This window comes from Streptomyces sp. NPDC002784, assembly GCF_053592135.1.
The window spans coordinates 175,062-194,342 of record NZ_JBSFVD010000015.1; the positions used below are offsets into that span (position 1 = coordinate 175,062).

General features: G+C 71.5%; 16 protein-coding genes and 1 pseudogene. 5 read left to right on the forward strand and 12 right to left on the reverse strand.

The window, feature by feature from the left end; all coding sequences use genetic code 11:
* Positions 1 to 366 precede the first annotated feature (366 nt).
* From ACWD1Z_RS24775 to ACWD1Z_RS24785, 3 genes are all read right to left on the reverse strand, one after another.
* Complete coding sequence (locus ACWD1Z_RS24775; protein WP_451121773.1) at positions 367 to 558, reverse strand: acyl-CoA carboxylase epsilon subunit; 192 nt, start codon at positions 556 to 558, stop codon at positions 367 to 369.
* A 46-nt stretch (positions 559 to 604) separates the two neighbouring features.
* Complete coding sequence (locus ACWD1Z_RS24780) at positions 605 to 2,188, reverse strand: acyl-CoA carboxylase subunit beta (RefSeq protein WP_451121774.1); 1,584 nt, start codon at positions 2,186 to 2,188, stop codon at positions 605 to 607.
* 154 nt (positions 2,189 to 2,342) lie between these two features.
* The gene (locus tag ACWD1Z_RS24785; protein WP_451121775.1) at positions 2,343 to 4,640 is read right to left on the reverse strand and encodes a polysaccharide lyase 8 family protein; all 2,298 of its coding nucleotides are present in this window, start codon (positions 4,638 to 4,640) and stop codon (positions 2,343 to 2,345) included.
* 139 nt (positions 4,641 to 4,779) lie between these two features.
* Between ACWD1Z_RS24785 and ACWD1Z_RS24790 the strand changes: the two genes are divergently transcribed.
* Positions 4,780 to 5,376 (forward strand): YceI family protein, encoded by a 597-nt coding sequence (locus ACWD1Z_RS24790; protein ID WP_451121776.1) that lies wholly within the window; start codon positions 4,780 to 4,782, stop codon positions 5,374 to 5,376.
* Between the two features lie 78 nt (positions 5,377 to 5,454).
* Here ACWD1Z_RS24790 and ACWD1Z_RS24795 read toward each other — a convergent pair whose 3' ends face one another.
* Positions 5,455 to 6,015, reverse strand: coding sequence for a YdeI/OmpD-associated family protein (locus tag ACWD1Z_RS24795; protein ID WP_451121777.1), 561 nt, complete (start codon positions 6,013 to 6,015; stop codon positions 5,455 to 5,457).
* A 193-nt stretch (positions 6,016 to 6,208) separates the two neighbouring features.
* On the opposite strand from ACWD1Z_RS24795, the gene ACWD1Z_RS24800 reads away from it, so the two are divergent.
* Positions 6,209 to 6,988 carry a serine protease gene (locus ACWD1Z_RS24800; RefSeq protein WP_451121778.1) on the forward strand — a complete coding sequence of 260 codons (780 nt, stop codon included), beginning with the start codon at positions 6,209 to 6,211 and terminating at the stop codon, positions 6,986 to 6,988.
* A 49-nt stretch (positions 6,989 to 7,037) separates the two neighbouring features.
* Here ACWD1Z_RS24800 and ACWD1Z_RS24805 read toward each other — a convergent pair whose 3' ends face one another.
* On the reverse strand, positions 7,038 to 8,381 hold the full coding sequence (locus ACWD1Z_RS24805) for a hypothetical protein (protein WP_451121779.1): 1,344 nt from the start codon (positions 8,379 to 8,381) through the stop codon (positions 7,038 to 7,040).
* A gap of 297 nt (positions 8,382 to 8,678) precedes the next feature.
* Positions 8,679 to 9,074: pseudogene (locus tag ACWD1Z_RS24810) on the reverse strand (ATP-binding protein); the annotation flags it as partial.
* Between the two features lie 113 nt (positions 9,075 to 9,187).
* On the opposite strand from ACWD1Z_RS24810, the gene ACWD1Z_RS24815 reads away from it, so the two are divergent.
* Complete coding sequence (locus ACWD1Z_RS24815; RefSeq protein ID WP_451121780.1) at positions 9,188 to 10,009, forward strand: helix-turn-helix domain-containing protein; 822 nt, start codon at positions 9,188 to 9,190, stop codon at positions 10,007 to 10,009.
* Positions 10,006 to 10,194 (forward strand): DUF397 domain-containing protein, encoded by a 189-nt coding sequence (locus ACWD1Z_RS24820; protein ID WP_451121781.1) that lies wholly within the window; start codon positions 10,006 to 10,008, stop codon positions 10,192 to 10,194. The genes ACWD1Z_RS24815 and ACWD1Z_RS24820 overlap by 4 nt, the downstream gene beginning before the upstream one ends.
* Positions 10,195 to 10,231: 37 nt before the next feature.
* On the opposite strand, the gene cimA is transcribed toward ACWD1Z_RS24820, so the two are convergent.
* From cimA to ureA, 6 genes are all read right to left on the reverse strand, one after another.
* Positions 10,232 to 11,836: a citramalate synthase gene (cimA, locus tag ACWD1Z_RS24825; RefSeq protein ID WP_451121782.1), complete on the reverse strand. Its 1,605-nt coding sequence runs from the start codon at positions 11,834 to 11,836 to the stop codon at positions 10,232 to 10,234.
* A gap of 308 nt (positions 11,837 to 12,144) precedes the next feature.
* Entirely contained in the window at positions 12,145 to 13,392 is a 1,248-nt protein-coding gene (locus tag ACWD1Z_RS24830; RefSeq protein WP_451121783.1) for a TolB family protein, read from the reverse strand.
* 130 nt (positions 13,393 to 13,522) lie between these two features.
* Entirely contained in the window at positions 13,523 to 14,122 is a 600-nt protein-coding gene (locus ACWD1Z_RS24835; protein WP_451121784.1) for a TetR/AcrR family transcriptional regulator, read from the reverse strand.
* A gap of 10 nt (positions 14,123 to 14,132) precedes the next feature.
* Positions 14,133 to 15,152, reverse strand: a complete 1,020-nt coding sequence (locus ACWD1Z_RS24840) for an agmatine deiminase family protein (RefSeq protein WP_451121785.1) — start codon at positions 15,150 to 15,152, stop codon at positions 14,133 to 14,135.
* Between the two features lie 8 nt (positions 15,153 to 15,160).
* Positions 15,161 to 16,873 (reverse strand): urease subunit alpha, encoded by a 1,713-nt coding sequence (locus ACWD1Z_RS24845; protein ID WP_451121786.1) that lies wholly within the window; start codon positions 16,871 to 16,873, stop codon positions 15,161 to 15,163.
* Positions 16,870 to 17,565 (reverse strand): urease subunit gamma, encoded by a 696-nt coding sequence (ureA, locus tag ACWD1Z_RS24850; protein WP_451121787.1) that lies wholly within the window; start codon positions 17,563 to 17,565, stop codon positions 16,870 to 16,872. The genes ACWD1Z_RS24845 and ureA overlap by 4 nt, the downstream gene beginning before the upstream one ends.
* Before the next feature lie 147 nt (positions 17,566 to 17,712).
* Between ureA and ACWD1Z_RS24855 the strand changes: the two genes are divergently transcribed.
* Complete coding sequence (locus ACWD1Z_RS24855; protein WP_451121788.1) at positions 17,713 to 19,170, forward strand: cytosine permease; 1,458 nt, start codon at positions 17,713 to 17,715, stop codon at positions 19,168 to 19,170.
* The last annotated feature ends 111 nt before the right edge of the window (positions 19,171 to 19,281 follow it).

Below are 19,281 nucleotides of genomic sequence, written 5' to 3' on the forward strand. Positions count from 1 at the left end.
CGCCCCGGACGGCAAGGACCAGGACACGGCGTTCCGGCGGCGGTACCTGGAGCTGGTCAGCGAAAGCCTGGACGAGGTGGAACTGTTCCGCCGCGCCTCGCACCGCGCGGCGGCCCAGGTGCGCCTGTCGGTGGCCTACGTCAGCCTGCGCGGGCTCCGGGGATGTCGCGGCCTGGCTCCGCACCACGCCGCTCCCGCCTCAGCTGGACGACCTGGTCCTGCGGGCCTGTGTCCTCCCCGAGGGTCCGGCCGCCGCTCTGGGGCTCCCCGAAGCGAAGATCACTTTTGAGTGACGCAGCACGAATGGGTGACGCAGCACGAAGCCCCGCTCTCCGCACCGGAGAACGGGGCTGCGCACGCTGAGGGTCAGCGCCAGCTGTGCGGGGCGCGGAAGCCGGGCTCGCGTTCCAGGCGGCGCCAGCCTGCCCGGGCGCGGCCCCGGTGGGCCGGGGCGGACGCGGGCCGGGCGGCCGCGCGGGCCAGCAGGATCGCCGTGATGGCGGCGACTTCCTCGGGCCCGGCGTGGCCCTTCTCGACGCGAATGTCAGGAGGGTTCATGGGTGTCAGTCTCCGTGAGAGAGGTTTCCGCAGCGGTACCGGTGGGTTACTGCGGGGGGTTGCCGTGCTTGCGGGACGGCAGGTCGGCGTGCTTGGACTGGAGCATCGCCAGGGAGCGGATCAGGACCTCGCGGGTTTCCGCCGGGTCGATCACGTCGTCCACCAGACCGCGCTCCGCCGCGTAGTACGGGTGCATCAGCTCGGACTTGTACTCCTTGACCATGCGGGAGCGCATGGCCTCGGGGTCCTCGGCCTCCGCGATCTGACGCCGGAAGATGACGTTGGCGGCACCTTCGGCGCCCATCACGGCGATCTCGTTCGTCGGCCAGGCGTACGTCAGGTCCGCACCGATGGACTGGCTGTCCATGACGATGTACGCACCTCCGTATGCCTTGCGCAGGATCAGCGAGATCCGGGGCACGGTCGCGTTGCAGTAGGCGTACAGCAGCTTGGCGCCGTGGCGGATGATTCCACCGTGCTCCTGGTCCACGCCGGGGAGGAAGCCGGGCACGTCCAAAAGGGTGAGGATCGGGATGTTGAAGGCATCGCACATCTGGACGAAGCGAGCCGCCTTCTCCGAGGCCTCGATGTCCAGGACGCCCGCCAGGGACTGCGGCTGGTTGGCCACGATGCCGACGACCTGGCCGTCCAGCCGGGCCAGCGCGCAGATGATGTTCCGCGCCCAGCGCTCGTGGACCTCCAGGTACTCGCCGTCGTCGACGATCTCCTCGATGACCTTGGCCATGTCGTACGGGCGGTTGCCGTCGGCCGGGACCAGGTCGAGCAGTACGTCACCGCGGCGGTCCGCGGCGTCCGTGGACTCCACGCGCGGCGGGTTCTCGCGGTTGTTCTGCGGCAGCAGCGACAGCAGGTAGCGGACCTCCGCGATGCACGTCTCCTCGTCGTCGTACGCGAAGTGGCAGACGCCGCTGGTCTCGGCGTGCACGTCCGCGCCGCCCAGGCCGTTCTGGGTGATCTCCTCGCCGGTGACCGCCTTCACCACGTCCGGGCCCGTGATGAACATCTGGGAGGTCTCGCGGACCATGAAGACGAAGTCGGTCAGGGCGGGGCTGTAGGCCGCGCCGCCCGCGCACGGGCCGAGCATCACCGAGATCTGCGGGATGACACCGGAGGCCTTGGTGTTGCGCTGGAAGATGCCGCCGTAGCCGGCGAGGGCCGAGACGCCCTCCTGGATCCGGGCGCCCGCACCGTCGTTGAGCGAGACCAGGGGCGCGCCCGCCGCGATGGCCATGTCCATGATCTTGTGGATCTTGGTGGCGTGGGCCTCGCCCAGCGCGCCGCCGAAGATGCGGAAGTCATGGGCGTAGACGAAGACCGTGCGGCCCTCCACCGTGCCCCAGCCGGTGATGACACCGTCGGTGAACGGCTTCTTGGACTCCAGGCCGAAGCCCTGGGCCCGGTGCCGCCGCAGCTGCTCGACCTCCTGGAAGGAGCCCGGGTCCAGCAGCAGCTCGATCCGCTCCCGCGCGGTCAGCTTGCCCTTGGCGTGCTGCGCCTCGGTCGCCTTCTCGCTGGGACCGGCCAGTGCCTGGGCACGGATCTCGTGCAGCTCGGCGACCCGGCCGCGCGCGTCCGTGGGCTCACCCGTCGTCTCTTCCAAAACGGTCATGTAGCGACCTTACGAAGAACGCGGGGGAATGCGGGCCGTCGACTCCGTACAGTCTCCGGCCCGTTTTACTGGTACCCCTGAACAGAACCGTGGCGGTGTGCAGCCGTTCTGACTGCTCAGGGGGCGTTCGGCTTGTAGAGGTCACACAAAGCCGTCAGCTGAGAGTCACCTCACATTCATGGCTCGCACATGCCATCCCCGGAGTGACACGGAGGCGCAGTCGGCGGCCTGTGGCGAGCACCTCGACGCTGTCGTCGGCCCGGATCACCGAGCGCACCGGACGGTCCCAGACGATCTCCACGGGTGCGCCGGTGCGGGGCGGCTCGCTCACCGAGAGGCGGGCGGTACGGCCGCGGGTGCGGACCAGGACGCTCGCCCCCGACGAGGAGGTGAGCGGGCCCGCGGTGCCCGCCTGCCAGAAGTTCGCCGCGGTCAGGCCGAGGGAGGGGACGTGGACCGCCTGCCGTCCGGCGTCGTTGGCGAGGACCGACAGCCAGTCCCGGTCGGCGGCCCGGGCGGCGACCGCGCCGCGGGAGGCGCCGGGCATCAGGACATACCGGTAGGAGGCGTCCGTGGGGTCCGTGCCGTGGTCCAGCCAGAGCGTCTGCCAGCGGCGGGTGCGCCGCTCGGCCGTACCGGAGGTGTTGATGTCGGCCCAGGCTCCCGTGCGGTCCTCGCGCAGGGTCCGCAGCTCCCCTTCGGGAACCAGCCATCCGCCGTGCCCGTCCAGATGGGCCCAGCCGTCACCCCGCACGAAGGTCCGCTCGCCGCTCTCCCCCAGGTTCCGGTTGTCGACCACCGTCTCGACGGGGACGCCGTCGGCGCAGGTGATCCCGGCGCCCAGGCAGATCACCGCGTCCGCGACGCAGAACCACGACTTACGGGCCTGGAGCGTCGAGCCGAGCCCCTTCAGGTGCTGCCCGACCGCCGCGTACTCGCCGTCGGTCACACCGCCCACCCAGCGCGCGTCGGGCCGGGGCTCGCCCCACTCGCCGCCGGCCCGGTCGGGAAGCCGCCGCGTCGAGACGGTCGTGCCCGGGAGGCGGTACCAGTCGACGGTGGGCCAGTACCAGTCGGTGTACTGGTCCCCGAGCCCCGCCGCCCACCAGGACAGCATCCCGGCGCCGGTGTGCCAGCCGCGCGGGTTCTCGCCGTTGCCGCACTCGTAGTGGGCGATGCGGTCGCTGGCCATCGCGATGTTCGCGACGAAGCCGGGGCGGCGGTGCACGGCCCGGTCCATGGCGGCGAAGATGTGGTGGCCGGTGGGTTCGGGCGTGGCCGGCGCGGAGGAGGCGGCGACGGCGTGCAGCCGCGCGAGGTCGGCGACCCCGAACTGCCGTCCCGTCAGGACCGGGGCGACGGTGTCCCGCTCGATCCAGCCCTTGATACGGCCGTGCCAGCGCTCCCGCTCCGCCTCGCTCGCCCCGCCCGCGAGCAGGGCGACGGCGGCGATGACGGCGTGCCCGTGGACATGGTCGCTGCGCATGACCTGCCGGTCGTCGCCCTTGAGGCAACCGCGGCTGATGGCCCGGCCGTTGACGCTGTCCATGATCAGCCCGTCGTGGACGAGCGGGGCCCAGGCCCGCTCGACGCTGTCGAGGACGGTCCGCCGGCGGGGATCGGTCACCTCCCACTCGGACCCGGCGAGCAGCACGAAGAGCCGTCCGAGCCCGTCGAGCAGGACCTGCCCGTAGGTGCCGGAGTAGGGGACCCGGGTGTGCTGCACGAACGATCCGTCCGCGTACAGCCCGTCCCCCCGGGTGACGTACGGGAAGACCGGCGAGAGCGCGTCCCGGGCGAGGGCGATCCTGGCGGGTTCCCGGCCCAGGATCCCGCGCAGGGCGACGGAACGGCACAGGTCGACCCGGTTGGCGCCGGTGGAGGTGCCGGAGTAGTCGGTGAGCGCGGAGTCGGGGACGAAGTGGTCGACGGCGGCGCAGGCGGCGGCTCGCCGGGCGTCGCCGAGCCGGTCGTGGAGCGCGACCGCGATGTCCATCAGCAGCCTCGGGCTGCCGATCTGCCACTCCCACCAGTTGCCGTACGGGGTGGTGGAGGGGTGGTAGACGGTGGCGGACAGGTGGTCGAGCCCGCGCAGGACGTCCGCGAGCAGGCTCGGGTCACCGGTCGATCCGGTGCCGGGCTGGACGTGGGCCTGGGTCATGGTCCACAGCCGGCCGTAGCTGCGGGTGATGCCGGAGGGCGGGTCGTAGGGGGTGCCGGGCCACAGGGATCCGGCGGTGGGCGCCATGGACGCCTGGAAGCCGCGCGCGAGGACACCGGTCTCGGCGAGGCGGGAGGCGTACGGCTCCGCCGTGGGGTCGTATCCGGACCCGAGGGCGAGATCGAGCCATCGGCGCCGGAGGGCGGCGTACGGATCGGTGATCCCCTGCGGGGTCGCCGCCGTGAGGGTCAGCCCGGCGGCGAGGAGAAGGACCCGGCGAGTGAAGCGCATGCCCTCCAGGGAACCACCCCGCGGGAGATAGTTGAAATCTTAACGGAATAGGTCTACCGTCGTCCCTGTTGGAGCTGGTTGAACATTCAACTTAACCGGCACGACCGATACCGGCACGACCGTCCCCAAGGAGAACGTCATGAGCATCTTCGGCCGCAAGAACACCGTCGAGTCCCCCGCCGCCGTCACCCCGGAGCCGGCCGCCCTGACCGGCGACTACAGCATCGACGCCGCGCACTCCACGCTCGGTTTCGTGGCCCGGCACGCCATGGTCACGAACGTGAAGGGCAAGTTCCTGGACTTCACCGGCTCGCTGCACCTCGACGGCTCCGACCCGGCGCGGTCCACCGCTTCCCTGGACGTGAGGATGGACAGCATCGACACCGGTTCCGCGGACCGGGACGGCCACCTCAAGAGCGCGGACTTCTTCCGCACGGACGAGTTCCCGGCCATGACCTTCCGCTCCACCAAGGCGGAGGCCCTGGGCGGCGACGACTACCGCATCACCGGCGACCTGACGATCCTCGGCACCACCCGGCCGCTCACCATCGACCTGGAGTTCAACGGCGCCGCGAAGGACCCGTTCGGCAACGAGCGCGTCGGGTTCGAGGGCAAGGCCGAGATCCTGCGCTCCGAGTACGGCCTGACCTGGAACGCGGCCCTGGAGACGGGTGGCGTGCTGGTCTCCGACAGGATCAAGCTGAACTTCGACATCTCGGCGATCCGCAACGCGTGACCCGGCCACCGATCAGCCGCACCCCCTGAGCGCGCCCGCCCTCCGACTCCCCCATCGGGAGGGCGGGCGCTCGGCTGCCTACCGCCCCTCCAGCTTCGCGATCGCCGCGGCCAGCCGGCCCGCCCGGGTCTCGGGCGTACGGGCCTGCAGCAGGCCGAGGACCACCTGGTAGCGATCGCTCCTGCCCAGCTTCTCGAAGACCTCCCGGGCCCGGGGACTCCGCTCCAGTTCCGCCGTCAGATCCTCCGGCACGGTGGCGTTGCGCTGCGATTCGTACGCCGCCGCCCACCGCCCGTCGGCCCGGGCCGCCTCGACCTCCGCGATCCCGGCGGGCCGCATCCGCCCGGCGGCGCTCAGCTCCGCGATCCGCCGCACGTTGACCATCGACCAGAGGCTGCCGGGCCGGCGCGGAGTGATCTTCTGCAGGAAGTACGACTCGTCCAGCGACCTGCGCTGCCCGGTGATCCAGCCATGGCACAGGGCCACGTCGTTGACGTCGGCGAAGTCCGCGGACGCGATGCCCGACCCCTTCTTGGCCACCTTGACCCACAGCCCCGGGTGCGGGGCGGGGTGCTCGGCGAGCCAGGTGTCGAGGGCGTCGACGGAGGCGAAGAAGAGGGGGCCTGCGATCTCGGTCATGGGGAAACCGTAGGCGGGGAATAGGCCGGTTTCTGTCCTAGACGAGTCCGCTCCTGTCCTCGATGGCAGGTGGCCGGATATCCCCTCTTGTGCTCGCGCGACGGCGTTCTCATAATCCGAGCACAGTTTGACGTGTCCGCGACAATCTTGCGGGCGCGGCACGCCTCCACCGAACCCCACGGAAGGCACCCCGTTGAAGTCTCTCCTCAAGGCGCTCAAGAGATGCGCCGTCGCGGCCACGGCCGCGCTCGCCGTCGTCAGCCTCCAGCCCGTCTCCGCCGCGCAGGCGGCCCCCGCCCCCGTCGTCGGCGGAACCCGCGCCGCGCAGGGCGAGTTCCCGTTCATGGTGCGGCTCTCGATGGGCTGCGGCGGCGCCCTCTATACCCAGCAGATCGTGCTCACCGCCGCGCACTGCGTGGGCCGTACCGGCGCCAACACCAGCATCACCGCCACCGCCGGTATCGTGGACCTGCAGTCCAGCAGCCGGATCCAGGTGCGCTCCACCTACGTCTACCGCGCCCCCGGCTACAACGGCGACGGCAAGGACTGGGCGCTCATCAAGCTCGCCCAGCCGATCAACCTGCCCACGCTGAAGATCGCCACGACCACGCAGTACAACACCGGCACCTTCACCGTGGCCGGCTGGGGCGCGGCCACCGAGGGCGGCTCCCAGCAGCGCTACCTGCTCAAGGCGTCGGTGCCGTTCGTGAGTGACGCGACCTGCCGCTCGTACAGCGGCTACGGCGGTCTCATCGCGAGCGAGGAGATCTGCGCGGGCTACACCGCGGGCGGCGTCGACACCTGCCAGGGCGACTCCGGTGGCCCCATGTTCCGCCAGGACGCGGCGAACCAGTGGATCCAGGTCGGCATCGTCAGCTGGGGCATCGGCTGCGCCCGCCCCAACGCCCCCGGTGTCTACACCGAGGTCTCCACCTTCGCCTCCGCCATCGCCTCGGCGGCGGCCGGGCTCTGAGTCCTGACGCACGAGGGGCGCGTACGAACCCGTACGCGCCCCATCTCCGTCAGAACCCGCCGCCGCCGAAGTCCCCGCCGCCCCCGAAGTCCCCGCCGCCGAAGCCGCCCGTGAAGTCGTCCGAGGCGAAGTCGGCGCCCGAGACGTCACCGCCCTCATAGCCGCCGCCGAAGTCGCCGTAACCGGCCCCGTAGTCGGCGGCGTAGGCGGGGCTCGCCATCATGCCGCCGAGCATCGTGCCGATGAGCAGGCCCGGGAGGAGGCCGCCGCCGAAGTAGCCGCCGGCATAGGGGCCGTAGGCGGGTCCGGCGTCCCAGTAGGGGCGGCGGGCGCCGGTGTCGGTGACGACCTCGCGGATCATCGGGTCCTGTCCGTCGGCGAGGCGGGCCTCGTCGGCCGCGCAGACCGGGACCTCGCGGGTGGCGCCGCCGGACGGTGTCCAGGTCACGTCGGCGACCGAGGGGCCGTGCCGGGGGTCGAAGAAGCAGGGCGGCCGGCGGTCGGGCAGCGGGCGGCCCTCGCGGCGGGCGGCGAGCACGGCCAGCGCGTGGCGGCCGTCCTCCAGGGCCTGGGTGACGCCCTTGACCTCCTCCGGCCTGGTCGCCGCGGCCATCAGCCGCTTGGCCTGTTCGTAGGAGTCCAGGGCGTGTTCGTAGTCGGTGCGCATCGCGTCGTCGGCGCCGGGCTCGCCGGGGTGGAAGTCCAGGCGGTCCAGTTCCTCGCCGAACGCGGTGATGTCCTCGTCGACCACCACCCGCAGCTTCTCCAGCGCGGCCCGCTGTTCCCGCTCGTGCGCGAGGCGCCGGCGCCGGACCAGCGTGTAGGCGCCCGCGCCGCCCGCCGCCAGGACCACTCCGGTGGTGACCAGACCGGCGACCGGCACACCGGTGTCGGTCGTGGAACCCCAGGAGGAGGGTGCGGAGCCGCCCACGTTGTTCAGCGCGGCGTCCACGAAGTCGTTCAGCTGGGCCTTGACGTCGTCGGTGCCCCGTACGGACGTCACCAGGTTGTTCACGCCCTGCTGGCTCAGCACCGAGGAGTCGGCCCGGGCACCGAAGCGGTCACCGCTGCGCACCGCGTACAGGCCGGTGATCCCGGTCTCGGTACGCAGGTTCAGGAAGAGGTCCCTCTCGGGCTGGTCGGCCGGAAGGACGGCGACGAAGACGGGTTTGTCGGCGTCCCTGATCTTGTCGGCGAGCGCCTCGGCGTCCGCGGACGAGAGCTGGTCGGAGGCGGCGGGGTCCACGTAGACGGGGTCTTCGCGCAGGGCCTCGGCGACCGTCGACGGATCCGCGGCGAACGCGCCGGGCGCGCCGGTCGTCAGCACCGCCAGCGTGGCGGCGACCGGGACGAGGGCCCACCGGACAAGGCCCCGGAGCAACGGAGTCCTCATACCTCGACGCTACCCGACGAAACGGGCAAACGTACCGGGCCCGGGGGAGGCAATCCCGCCGGGCCCGGTGCCGCCCGCCGGCTCAGGCCGCCCGGCGGAGGGCTTGGCGGCCGGGCGTGACCGCCTTCCGCCGGACGATCAGCCTCGCCTCTGGTCCGCCCGGCCGTACGACTCGACGCCGTCCATGGCGAACCGGCCCGTGCGGTACTCCGAGGCGATCCTCTGGCCGTCGTCGCGGCCGTCGCGCCGGAAGCGGATGCCTTTGCTCGCCGACCGGTCGTGGGCGGGCCGGTCGGAGCCGAACTCGCACCACACGACCTTGCCCGGATCGCGTTGCCACACGCCCCACTTGTCGGCAAGCGCCGTCACGAGCAGCAGCCCTCGCCCCTGCTCCGCGTCCGGCGCCGCCTCCGGTCCGCACATCTCGCCGGGACCGCTGTCGTGGACTTCGGCCCGCAGCACCGAGCCCGGCGCGAGGGTGAGGCGGAGCAGGTAACCCCGGCCGGGCGGGACGCCGTACAGCAGCGCGTTGGTGGCGAGTTCGCTCACGCAGAGCAGCACGTCGTCGACACGTTCGGTGACCATCCAGTCGGCGAGGACCTCGCGGGTGAACCGGCGGGCCTGGCGGACGGATCTGCGGTCACGGAGGTAGAAGGCGGTGCGGGCCTGGAGGGGGTGGGGTTGGGCGCTCATGGGGCGACTGTCACAGGTAGTGATTACCGTAGAGCAGGGAGTGAGGTCGTAGCGCTGTTTTCTACGACCTCACTACGAGGACTCGGTGCGTGCGTGGGGGAAAGGGCTCAGCCATGAAGACCACGAAGAAGCCCAAGAGGGTGGGAAGTTGGCGAGCGGTGGGCGCGGTGGTCGCCCACTACCGGAAGAAGGCGCGGCTCACCCAGGAGCAGCTTGCCGAGCGGGCGAGCGTGAGCGTGGACACGGTGGGGTCGATCGAGCAGGGGCGGATGGCGCTCCAGCCGGACCGGGCGGTGCAGCTCGATGAACTGCTGGGCACGGGTGGCGCGTTGGCGGTGCTCGTGGATGAGATGCCGGTGCGGGAGAAGGTGGTGCAGTTCGCGCAGTCGTTGGTGGATCATGAGCAGGAGGCGGTGAGCGTCCTGTCGTACGAGAGTCTGGCGATTCCGGGACTGCTCCAGACACAGGACTACTGCCGTGCCGTATTCGACTACCGGTACCCGGCCATCGGCAACGAGACGGCTGAGCAGTGGGTGAGCGCCCGCATGGAGCGGCAGTTGGTACTGCAACGGGAGCGGCCTCCCGTATGCCACTTCATCCTGGAGGAGAGCATCCTCCAGCGCCCTGTCGGCGGACCGGACGTGATGCGGGAGCAGTTCCGCCAGATCCTGGAGCTCACCGAACCCATCCACATGAGTTTTCAGATCATGCCTACGTCCGCGACACCACACGCGGGCCTGGGCGGGCCCCTGGTGCTGCTGGAGACGCCGGAGCACGAGCCTCTGGCCTACCTGGAAGTGCAGAGCGCCAGCTTCCTCGTCGAGGATCCCGACGAGGTCAGCGACTATCAGCTGAAGTATGGAATGCTGCGGTCACAGGCCCTCTCACCAGAGGAGAGCGCGCGCCTCGTGCACGGATTGCTAGGAGACCGATGAGCACCGCACTTCAGTGGATCAAGTCCAGCTACAGCAGCAGCGAGGGCGGCAACTGCATCGAAGTCGCCGCCCAGGCCTCCGTCATCCACATCCGTGACTCCAAGAACACCGGCCCCACCCTCACCGTGGCTCCGGGCACTTGGGCCGACTTCCTCGCCCTCGCGCGGCGCGACAGGCGCGTGTAAGGAGTTCCAGCGGCACCCCCCGGCCCTGGAGACCTGCCTACTGCGCCGGCGACACTCCCGCCCGCAGCAATCCGTAGGTGTACGCGTCCTCCAGTGCCTGCCAGGACGCCGCGATGACGTTCTCCGCCACGCCTACCGTGGACCACTCGCCCGTGCCGTCGGAGGTGGAGATCAGGACGCGGGTGGTGGACTGGGTGCCGTGCACGCCCTCCAGGATGCGGACCTTGTAGTCGACCAGGTCCAGCTTGGCGAGCTGGGGGTAGATCTTCTCCAGGGCGACGCGCAGGGCGCGGTCCAGGGCGTTGACCGGGCCGTTGCCCTCCGCCGTGGCGACGATGCGCTCGCCCTTGGCGAAGAGCTTCACGGTGGCCTCGTTGGCGTGGCTGCCGTCGGGGCGGTCCTCCACGATCGCCCGCCAGGACTCGACGCCGAAGTACTTCAGGGGCTTGCCCTCGACCTCTGCGCGCAGCAGGAGTTCGAAGGACGCGTCCGCCGCCTCGTAGGTGTAGCCCTTGAGCTCGCGCTCCTTCACCCGCTCGACCACCCGGCCGACCAGCTCACGGTCGCCGCCGAGATCGACGCCGAGCTCCTTGCCCTTCAGCTCGATGGAGGCGCGGCCCGCCATGTCGGAGACCAGCATCCGCATGGTGTTGCCGACCTGCTCGGGGTCGATGTGCTGGTACAGGTCCGGGTCGACCTTGATCGCGGAGGCGTGCAGGCCCGCCTTGTGGGCGAAGGCCGAGACGCCGACGTAGGGCTGGTGGGTGGAGGGGGTGAGGTTCACGACCTCGGCGATGGCGTGGGAGATCCGGGTCATCTCCCGCAGGTGCCCGTCGGGGAGGACCTTCTTGCCGTACTTCAGCTCCAGCGCGGCCACGACCGGGAACAGGTTGGCGTTGCCGACGCGTTCGCCGTAGCCGTTCGCCGTGCACTGGACGTGCGTCGCGCCCGCGTCCACCGCGGCGAGGGTGTTGGCGACCGCGCAGCCGGTGTCGTCCTGGGCGTGGATGCCGAGCCGGGCGCCGGTGTCGGCCAGCACCGTCGAGACGACCGCCTGCACCTGCGCCGGGAGCATGCCGCCGTTGGTGTCGCAGAGGATCACGACGTCGGCGCCCGCTTCCGAGGCCGTACGGACGACGGCCTTGGCGTACTCGGGGTTGGCGCGGTAGCCGTCGAAGAAGTGCTCGCAGTCGACGAAGACCCGGCGGCCCTGTTCCGTCAGGAACGACACCGTGTCCCGGACCATCTCCAGGTTCTCGTCCAGGGTGGTGCGCAGCGCGAGTTCCACATGCCGGTCATGGGACTTGGCGACCAGCGTGATGACCGGGGCGCCCGACTCCAGCAGCGCCCTGACCTGCGGGTCGTCCGCCGCCTTGGCGCCTGCCCGGCGGGTGGCGCCGAAGGCGACCAGCTGCGCGTGCCGGAAGTCGATCTCCTGCTGGGCGCGGGCGAAGAACTCGGTGTCCCGCGGGTTCGCGCCGGGCCAGCCGCCCTCGATGAAGCCCACGCCGAAGTCGTCCAGGTGCCGTGCGATGGCCAGCTTGTCCGCGACGGTGAGGTTGATCCCCTCGCGCTGGGCGCCGTCGCGCAGGGTGGTGTCGAAGACGTGGAACGAGTCGTCGAGCTCGCTGGTTTCCGTCATGGTCTGAAGGCTCCTGAGGTATGGATCTCGGTCTTTACCGGAATGACCGGCTCCACCGTCCTCCCATGATCCCTCGCGCTGCGGTCCCGGCTGCAGGTGGGCCAGAAATGCGAAAAACCCCTCGCGGGTGCGAGAGGTCTGCGCGCGGGTCGAGGACGACGGTGTCCGCCCGTACTTGGTGGTACGTGGCGGTCACTGCGGACCGGCGCGCCTGCTGCCAATAATCGTGGCGAACGAGAGCACGGGGGCAGTCTGGCACAGACCGCCCCCGCGCTCACCGCCGTCTCAGGATGCGAACCTCCGGCTGGTCACCGCAGCCGGAAGAGGAAGCCGTCGCCCGCCATGTTGGTGTCGCCGGGGACGAGTTCGGGCGAGGCGGAGTAGACGGACAGCAGCCGCCCGTCCCGGGCGAACCCGCTGGGTGCCGCGTACCCCTCGGTCTGCGGTCCGCCCGCCGGGGTGCGGGTGACGAGCTGGGTACGGCCGGTCCGCAGATCCCGGACATGGACGTTCTCCGCGACGACCTCGTCGCCCGACCGGGTCTCGGTGGTGTAGGCGAGTCGGCTGCCGTCGGGGCTGAGCAGACCGGCGCCGAGCCCGCCCGCGCCGTCGTGGGTGATCCACCGGGTCGCCTCCGTGCGGCTGTCGTACAGATAGAGCTCCCAGGTGTACTCCGGCGCCTCGGGGACCACGCTCTCGTCGAAGGAGGTGTACGAGACGAACCGGCCGTCCGCCGAGAGCGTCACGCCCGCCGGACTGCCGTCGGTGGGCTCGCCCGCGACCGCGTTCACCAGCTTCTGCTCCCCGGTGCCCAGGTCGACGTGCCACAGCTCGTGCCGCCCGCCGCGCGGGTGCCGCTGCACGTAGGCCAGGTGGCCGCCGTCGGCGCTCAGGGTGACGCTCGGGACGTACCAGTCCGCCGGGACGCGGTCGCTGACCCGCTGGGCGGTGCCGGTGCGGCGGTCGACGACGTAGGCGAGGGTCTGGTCGCTCGCGGCCCCCTCCATCCGCTGCGCCGAGGCGCCGAAGGCGACGTACCGGCCGTCGGCCGACATGTCGAAGGTGTCGAACGCCCAGGCGGAGCCGCCGTCGGCGCCGACGCTGACCCGTTCCGTGCGGCCGGTGCGGCGGTCGTGGACGTAGACGTCCGCCACATGGCCGGCGGGCGGTCCGGAGGGCCACTCGGCGAGGTTCTTCGCCGAGGACATGAAGGCGACGTACCGGCCGTCGGCGCTGATCTCCGCCCGGTGGCTGCCCGAGCCCCCCTCCGCCTGGCTCCCGTCCGAGGTGACGTTGACCCGCTCCACGGTGCCGCGGCGCAGATCGCGGACGAACACATCGCTGTGGCCGTTGGTGTCCCCCGGCACCACGTCCGGATCCGCCGAGACGAACGCGGCATGGCGCCCGTCCGCGGTGAGCGCCGCGCCGCCCGACCCCGTCCCGATCTGTTCCCCCGTCGCCGTCAGCGTGATCCGCTCGGGCCCTGGCTTCGGCGCCGGCGCCGCCGATGTCGCCGACAGTGCGACCATCGTCCCCGCGAGCACGGCGACGGACACCCCACGCATGGTTCTGAGCACGTTTCCCCCGTGATGCTTCCCCCGGCCCTGTGCCAGGGCTTCCGTCGAGACAAACGCACCCAGCGTCACCGCGTCAATCCGTCGAATTGAGTACAACCCGGGCGTACCGTCAAACGTCCGCGAGGAGGCCCTCGCGGAGGAACTCCTGCACGTGGCCGAGAACTTGCGCCCGGTCGGTGCCGCGCAGCCCGATCGCCACATGGATGGAGAAGCCGTCGAGGAGGGCCCTGAGGCGGGCCGCGAAACGGTCCGGGTCGACCGGGCGGAACTCTTTCCGGGAGACCCCCTCGGCCAGCAGGGCGACCAGGTCGCGGTGCCAGGCGCCCTCGATCGCGGCCTGCCGGTCCCGGGCGGTGTCGTCGGCGTTCTGCGAGCGGTTCCAGACCTCCAGCCACAGCGTCCAGTGCGGGTCGCGATGGCCGTCCGGGACGTACAGGTCGACGTACGCATCGAGCCGTTCGCGGACCGGGCCGGTCCCGGTCAGCAGCCGGCCGCGCTCGGCGCCGAGCCGGCCCTCGCTCCACTCCAGGGTCTGCAGCAGCAGTTCGTCCTTGGAGCCGAAGTAGTAGAGGAGATGGCCACTGCTCATGCCGACCGCACGGCCGAGCGCCGCCATGGTGAGCTTCTCCAGACCGCGCTCGGCGATCATCTCCATGGCGGCGGCAAGGACGTCCTCCCGCGGCGGCGCGTGCTTGCGCGCACCGGCCATCCGACGGCTCCTAGATCTTCGGCTGCTGCTGGGTGATGCAGTGGATGCCTCCACCGCCCGCGAAAATGGTACGGGCGTCCACCAGCGTCACCGTCCGCTCGGGGAACAGCCGCCGGAAGATCCCGGCCGCGATCTCGTCGCGGGGGTCGTCGAAGGCGCACAGGACGACTCCGCCGTTGCAGAGGTAGTGGTTGATGTAGGAGTAGTCGACCCAGTCGCCCTCCTCGTCCTTGAGGACGGTGGGCGCGGGGATCTCCACGACCTCCAGGCGGCGGCCCTTCGCGTCGGTCCGGCCGCGCAGGATCTCCAGGTACTGCCGGGACCGGGCGTGGTCCGGGTGGTCCGGGTTCTGCTGGCTGTGCACGACGACGGTGCCGGGCCGGGCGAACGCCGCGACGATGTCGACGTGGCCCTGGGTGCCGTACATGCCGTAGTCGCCGGCCAGGCCGTGCGGGAGCCAGATCGCCTTGGTGGTGCCGAGCTTGGCGTGGATCTCCGCCTCGACCCGCTCCCGGGTCCAGTCGGGGTTGCGGCCCGCGCCGAGCTGGACGGTGTCGGTCAGCAGGACCGTGCCCTCGCCGTCGACGTGGATCGCGCCGCCCTCGTTGACCAGCGTCGAGGGCAGGACGGGAACCCCCGCCAGATCCGCCACATGCCGGGCGATCTTGGAGTCGTGCTCCCAGCGGGCCCAGTCCTGGCCGCCCCAGCCGTTGAACACCCAGTCCACGGCGGCCAGTCGGCCCTCCTCGTCCTTGACGAAGGTGGGGCCGATGTCGCGCATCCACGCGTCGTCGAGCTCCCGCTCGGCCAACTCGATGTCCGGGCCGAGCAGTTCGCGCGCCGAGTCGCCCTGTCCCGGTCCGTGCACCACGGTCACCGGCTCGAAGCGGCGTACCGCGCGGGCCACGGACGCCCAGGCGGCGCGGGCCTCGGCCAGCTCCTCCTCGGTGGTGAAGGTGGGGTTGGGGCCGGGCCAGGCCATCCAGGTGCGCTCGTGCGGAGCCCACTCGGGGGGCATGCGGAAGGTCATCTCAGGTCCTAGAGGAAGTAGAGGCGGTTCAGGGAGACCGAGTCGGCCGGCTCGGAGCGCAGGGGCTCTCCGTCGAGGGTGACGAGCCCGGTGCGCTGGTCGACGTCGACGGCTCCGGTACGGGAGTTCAGGCGCAGGTCGGCCGGTCCGATGCCGCGGGTGCCGCGTACGGCGACCCGGCGGCGCCGGGTGGGCATGGTGTCGTGGCCCTGGTCGAGGGCGGCCTGGGCGACGAACGCGACGGAGATCTCGGCGGGGGTGGCGCCGTGCGCGCCGAACTGCGGGCCCAGGACGAGGGGTTCGCAGGTGTCGGTGGCCGCGTTGGGGTCGCCGGTCACCCCGTAGGCGGGGAAGCCGGACTTCAGCACCAGCTGCGGTTTGGCGCCGAAGTACTCGGGGCGCCAGAGCACGATGTCGGCGAGCTTGCCGACCTCGAGCGAGCCGACCTCGTGCGCGAGTCCGTGGGCGATGGCCGGGTTGATGGTCAGCTTGGCCATGTAGCGCAGGACGCGCTCGTTGTCGTGGCCGACGCCCGGGTCGCCCAGCTCGGCCTTCATCTTCCCGGCCATGGCGAACGTACGGCGGACGGTCTCGCCGGCGCGGCCCATGCCCTGCGCGTCGGAGGAGGTGATGCCTATCGCGCCCAGGTCGTGCAGCACGTCCTCGGCGCCCATGGTCCCGGCGCGGATGCGGTCGCGGGCCATGGCGGCGTCGCCGGGCAGGTCCGTCTTCAGATCGTGGACGGAGACGATCATGCCGTAGTGCTCGGCGACCGCGTCCCGCCCGAAGGGCAGCGTGGGGTTGGTCGAGGAGCCGATGACGTTCGGAATGCCCGCCATCTTCAGCACGTTGGGCACGTGTCCGCCGCCGCAGCCCTCGATGTGGAAGGCGTGGATGGTGCGGCCCTCCAGCACCCGCAGGGTGTCCTCGACCGACAGGCACTCGTTCAGGCCGTCGCTGTGCAGGGCGACCTGGACGTCGTGCTCCTCGGCGACCCGCAGCGCGGTGTCCAGCGCCCGGGTATGCGCGCCCATGTCCTCGTGCACCTTGAAGCCGGACGCGCCGCCCTCGGCGAGCGCCTCCACCAGCGGCGCGCCGTCGGAGGACGAACCCCGCCCGAGGAAGCCGATGTTGACCGGCCAGGCGTCGAAGGCGCCGAAGGCGTGCTTCAGCGCCCACGGCGAGTTCACGCCGACGCCCCACACGGGCCCGAACTCCTGCCCGATGACCGTGGTGACGCCGGAGGCCAGGGATGCCTCCATGATGCGCGGCGACAGCAGATGGACATGGGTGTCGACGGCACCGGCGGTGGCGATCAGCCCCTCGCCGGACACGATCGACGTACCGGTGCCGACCACGACGTCGACCCCGTCGAGCGTGTCCGGGTTCCCGGCCCGCCCGATCGAGCTGATCCGGCCCTCGCGGATGCCGATGGAGACCTTCCGGATGCCCTGGACGGCGTCGATCACCACGACATTGCTGATGACGACGTCACAGGTCTCCCGGACGGCGGCGGCCTTGAGATGGATCCCGTCACGGGCGGTCTTGCCGAACCCGGCCAGGAACTCGTCGCCGTGGCGCTGGGAGTCGGACTCGACCTCGACGGTCAGGCCGGAGTCGCCGAGGCGGATCCGGTCGCCCGCGCGGGGGCCGTGGGTGGCGGCGTACTCGTACGGCGTGAGGCGGCGGGCCTCGGCGGGGTGGCCTCCGGGGCGGCTCATCGGGCGGCCTCCGCTCCGGGGACGCCCAGATATCCGCAGGCGGCGGCCCTGCGCAGGGCCTCTTCCCTGGCTCCCGGCGCGTCCAGCGGCCCGTCGACGAGCCCGGCGAAGCCGATCGCGATCCGGGCGCCGCCGATCGGCACCAGGCCGACCTCGGCGCTCTCGCCCGGTCCGAAGCGCACGGAGGACCCGGCGGGGACCGCGAGCCGCATGCCGTAGGCCCGCTCGCGGTCGAAGTCCAGGCGCGGGTTCGCCTCGAAGAAGTGGAAGTGGGAGGTGACGGAGACCGGTACGGCGGCCGTGTTGGTGACCGGAAGACGCACGGCGGCCTCGGGCTCGGGGTGCTCGGGGCCGGGCAGCAGCGCGCCCGGCGCCTCGGCGCCGAGCCCGGCGCCGATCGGGTCGGAGACGACCGCGAGCCGGGAGCCGTCGTCGAAGACGGCCTCCACGTGCACCTCGGTGACCACGTCCGCGACCCCGGGCAGCACATCGTCCGGACCGAGCACCGAGCGGGCGGCCTCGACGGCCTCCGCCAGCCGCCGGCCGTCCCGGGCCGCCTCACAGACGGTGTCCGCGATCAGGGCGGTGGCCTCCGGCACGTTCAGCCGCAGACCGCGGGCCCGGCGGGCACGGGCCAGCTCGGCGGCTCCGAAGAGCAGCAGCCGGTCACGTTCCGTGGGAGTCAGTCTCATGACGCGGGCACCTCCTTGCCTTCCAGTCGTTAGAACAACACTCTAAACATCAGATTCGCACGAGGGAAACATTGACGTGCCAGCTCCGGAAACGTCACATTGAACGTCGCTCTAACTTCTCAGGCGGCCGATCAAGGGAGACCAGCCATGCCGATGGAACGGCGCGGAGTCGACACCATCCCCGACGAGGAACGCACCAGCGGACCCCGTGACCTCGTCTCGATCCTGGTGGGGTCGAATCTCTGCCTCGGCGTGATCATCTTCGGGTGGCTGCCGCCGTCCTTCGGCCTCGGCTGGTGGGCGTCGGTCAGCTCGATCCTGGTGGGCACGGCGGTCGGCGTCGCCCTGACCGCGCCGCTCGCCCTGATCTCCCTGCGCACGGCGACGAACCTGTCCACCTCCTCCGGGGCCCAGTTCGGGGTGCGCGGCCGGCTGGTCGGCTCGGTGGTCGGGCTGCTGCTCGCCCTCGGCTACACCGCGCTGACCGTGTGGATCGGCGGCGACGTGATGCTCGGCGTCCTGACCCGCCTGTTCGGCGTCCCCGCAAGCGACCTCTCCTACGGCCTGGTCTACGGCCTGCTCGCCGCGGCGACGGTCACCGGCGCGGTCTACGGCTACCGCGTGCTGCTGGCCCTGTCCCGTGTCCTCGCGGTCGGCATGACGGCCCTGCTGCTGCTCGGCGTCCTCGCCTACGCCCCCGGCTTCAGCACCGCCGCGCTCCCCGAGGCCGGCGGCTATCTGCTGGGCGGGTTCTGGCCGACGTGGCTGCTGGCCGCGGTGGCCGCGGGCCTGTCGGGCCCCATCGCCTTCATCACCCTGCTCGGCGACTACACCCGCTACATCTCCCCGGCCCGCCACTCCTCCCGCAAGGTCCTGCACGCCACCTGGCTCGGCCTCGCCCTCGGCCTGCTCGTCCCGCAGCTCTTCGGCACTTTCACGGCGTACGCGGCCGGCGCGGCCCTCGACTACGCCGGTCCCCTCGTCGACGCGGCACCCACCTGGTACCTGGTCCCGCTGCTGCTCGCCGCCTCCGCGGGCTCGGTCGGCAACGCGGGTCTGATGCTCTACTCCATGGGCCTCGACCTGGACGCCATCCTGCCGCGCGCCTCCCGGGCGACCGCCACCTACACGGTCGCGGTTCTCGCCACGGTCTGTGTCTTCGCCGGCCACTACGCCTCCACCGCCCAGGACGCGATGACCTCCTTCGTCCTGCTGCTGACGGCGATCGGCACACCGTGGGCGGTCATCACCCTGATCGGCTTCGCGCGCTGCCGGGGGGTGTACGACGCGGAGGCCCTCCAGGTCTTCAACCGGCGCGCCCGGGGCGGGATCTACTGGTTCACCGGCGGCTGGAACATCCCGGCGACGGTGTCCTGGGCGCTCGGGGCGACGGTCGGCGTGCTGGCGGTGGCGCTGCCGTCGTACGAGGGCCCGCTGCTCGCGCTGACCGGCGGGGTGGACTGCAGCTTCCTGCTGTCGGGCGCGGTGGGAGGCGCGCTGTACCTGGCGCTCACGGCCCGGGAGCGCACGAAGGCCGCCGTGGACCCGCAGTCCACGGCGGCCTCGGCGAACAGCGAGGTCCAGGAACCCGCGACGCCGGGATGATCCGAACGTGAGGGCCTAGTACTGCAACGGTGCTTGTTCTGAGTGCTGGGCAGTTTTCAAGGGCTGTGTCCACGGCGCTTGTAGTGACTGAGCCGTGCTTGATACTGGCGT

Coding starts and splice junctions, on each gene's coding strand:
- ACWD1Z_RS24775 (WP_451121773.1), bottom strand. CDS start 558: ATGAACCCTCCTGACATTCGCGTCGAGAAGGGCCACGCCGGGCCCGAG.
- ACWD1Z_RS24780 (WP_451121774.1), bottom strand. CDS start 2,188: ATGACCGTTTTGGAAGAGACGACGGGTGAGCCCACGGACGCGCGCGGC.
- ACWD1Z_RS24785 (WP_451121775.1), bottom strand. CDS start 4,640: ATGCGCTTCACTCGCCGGGTCCTTCTCCTCGCCGCCGGGCTGACCCTC.
- ACWD1Z_RS24790 (WP_451121776.1), top strand. CDS start 4,780: ATGAGCATCTTCGGCCGCAAGAACACCGTCGAGTCCCCCGCCGCCGTC.
- ACWD1Z_RS24795 (WP_451121777.1), bottom strand. CDS start 6,015: ATGACCGAGATCGCAGGCCCCCTCTTCTTCGCCTCCGTCGACGCCCTC.
- ACWD1Z_RS24805 (WP_451121779.1), bottom strand. CDS start 8,381: ATGAGGACTCCGTTGCTCCGGGGCCTTGTCCGGTGGGCCCTCGTCCCG.
- ACWD1Z_RS24815 (WP_451121780.1), top strand. CDS start 9,188: ATGAAGACCACGAAGAAGCCCAAGAGGGTGGGAAGTTGGCGAGCGGTG.
- ACWD1Z_RS24820 (WP_451121781.1), top strand. CDS start 10,006: ATGAGCACCGCACTTCAGTGGATCAAGTCCAGCTACAGCAGCAGCGAG.
- cimA (WP_451121782.1), bottom strand. CDS start 11,836: ATGACGGAAACCAGCGAGCTCGACGACTCGTTCCACGTCTTCGACACC.
- ACWD1Z_RS24835 (WP_451121784.1), bottom strand. CDS start 14,122: ATGGCCGGTGCGCGCAAGCACGCGCCGCCGCGGGAGGACGTCCTTGCC.
- ACWD1Z_RS24840 (WP_451121785.1), bottom strand. CDS start 15,152: ATGACCTTCCGCATGCCCCCCGAGTGGGCTCCGCACGAGCGCACCTGG.
- ACWD1Z_RS24845 (WP_451121786.1), bottom strand. CDS start 16,873: ATGAGCCGCCCCGGAGGCCACCCCGCCGAGGCCCGCCGCCTCACGCCG.
- ureA (WP_451121787.1), bottom strand. CDS start 17,565: ATGAGACTGACTCCCACGGAACGTGACCGGCTGCTGCTCTTCGGAGCC.
- ACWD1Z_RS24855 (WP_451121788.1), top strand. CDS start 17,713: ATGCCGATGGAACGGCGCGGAGTCGACACCATCCCCGACGAGGAACGC.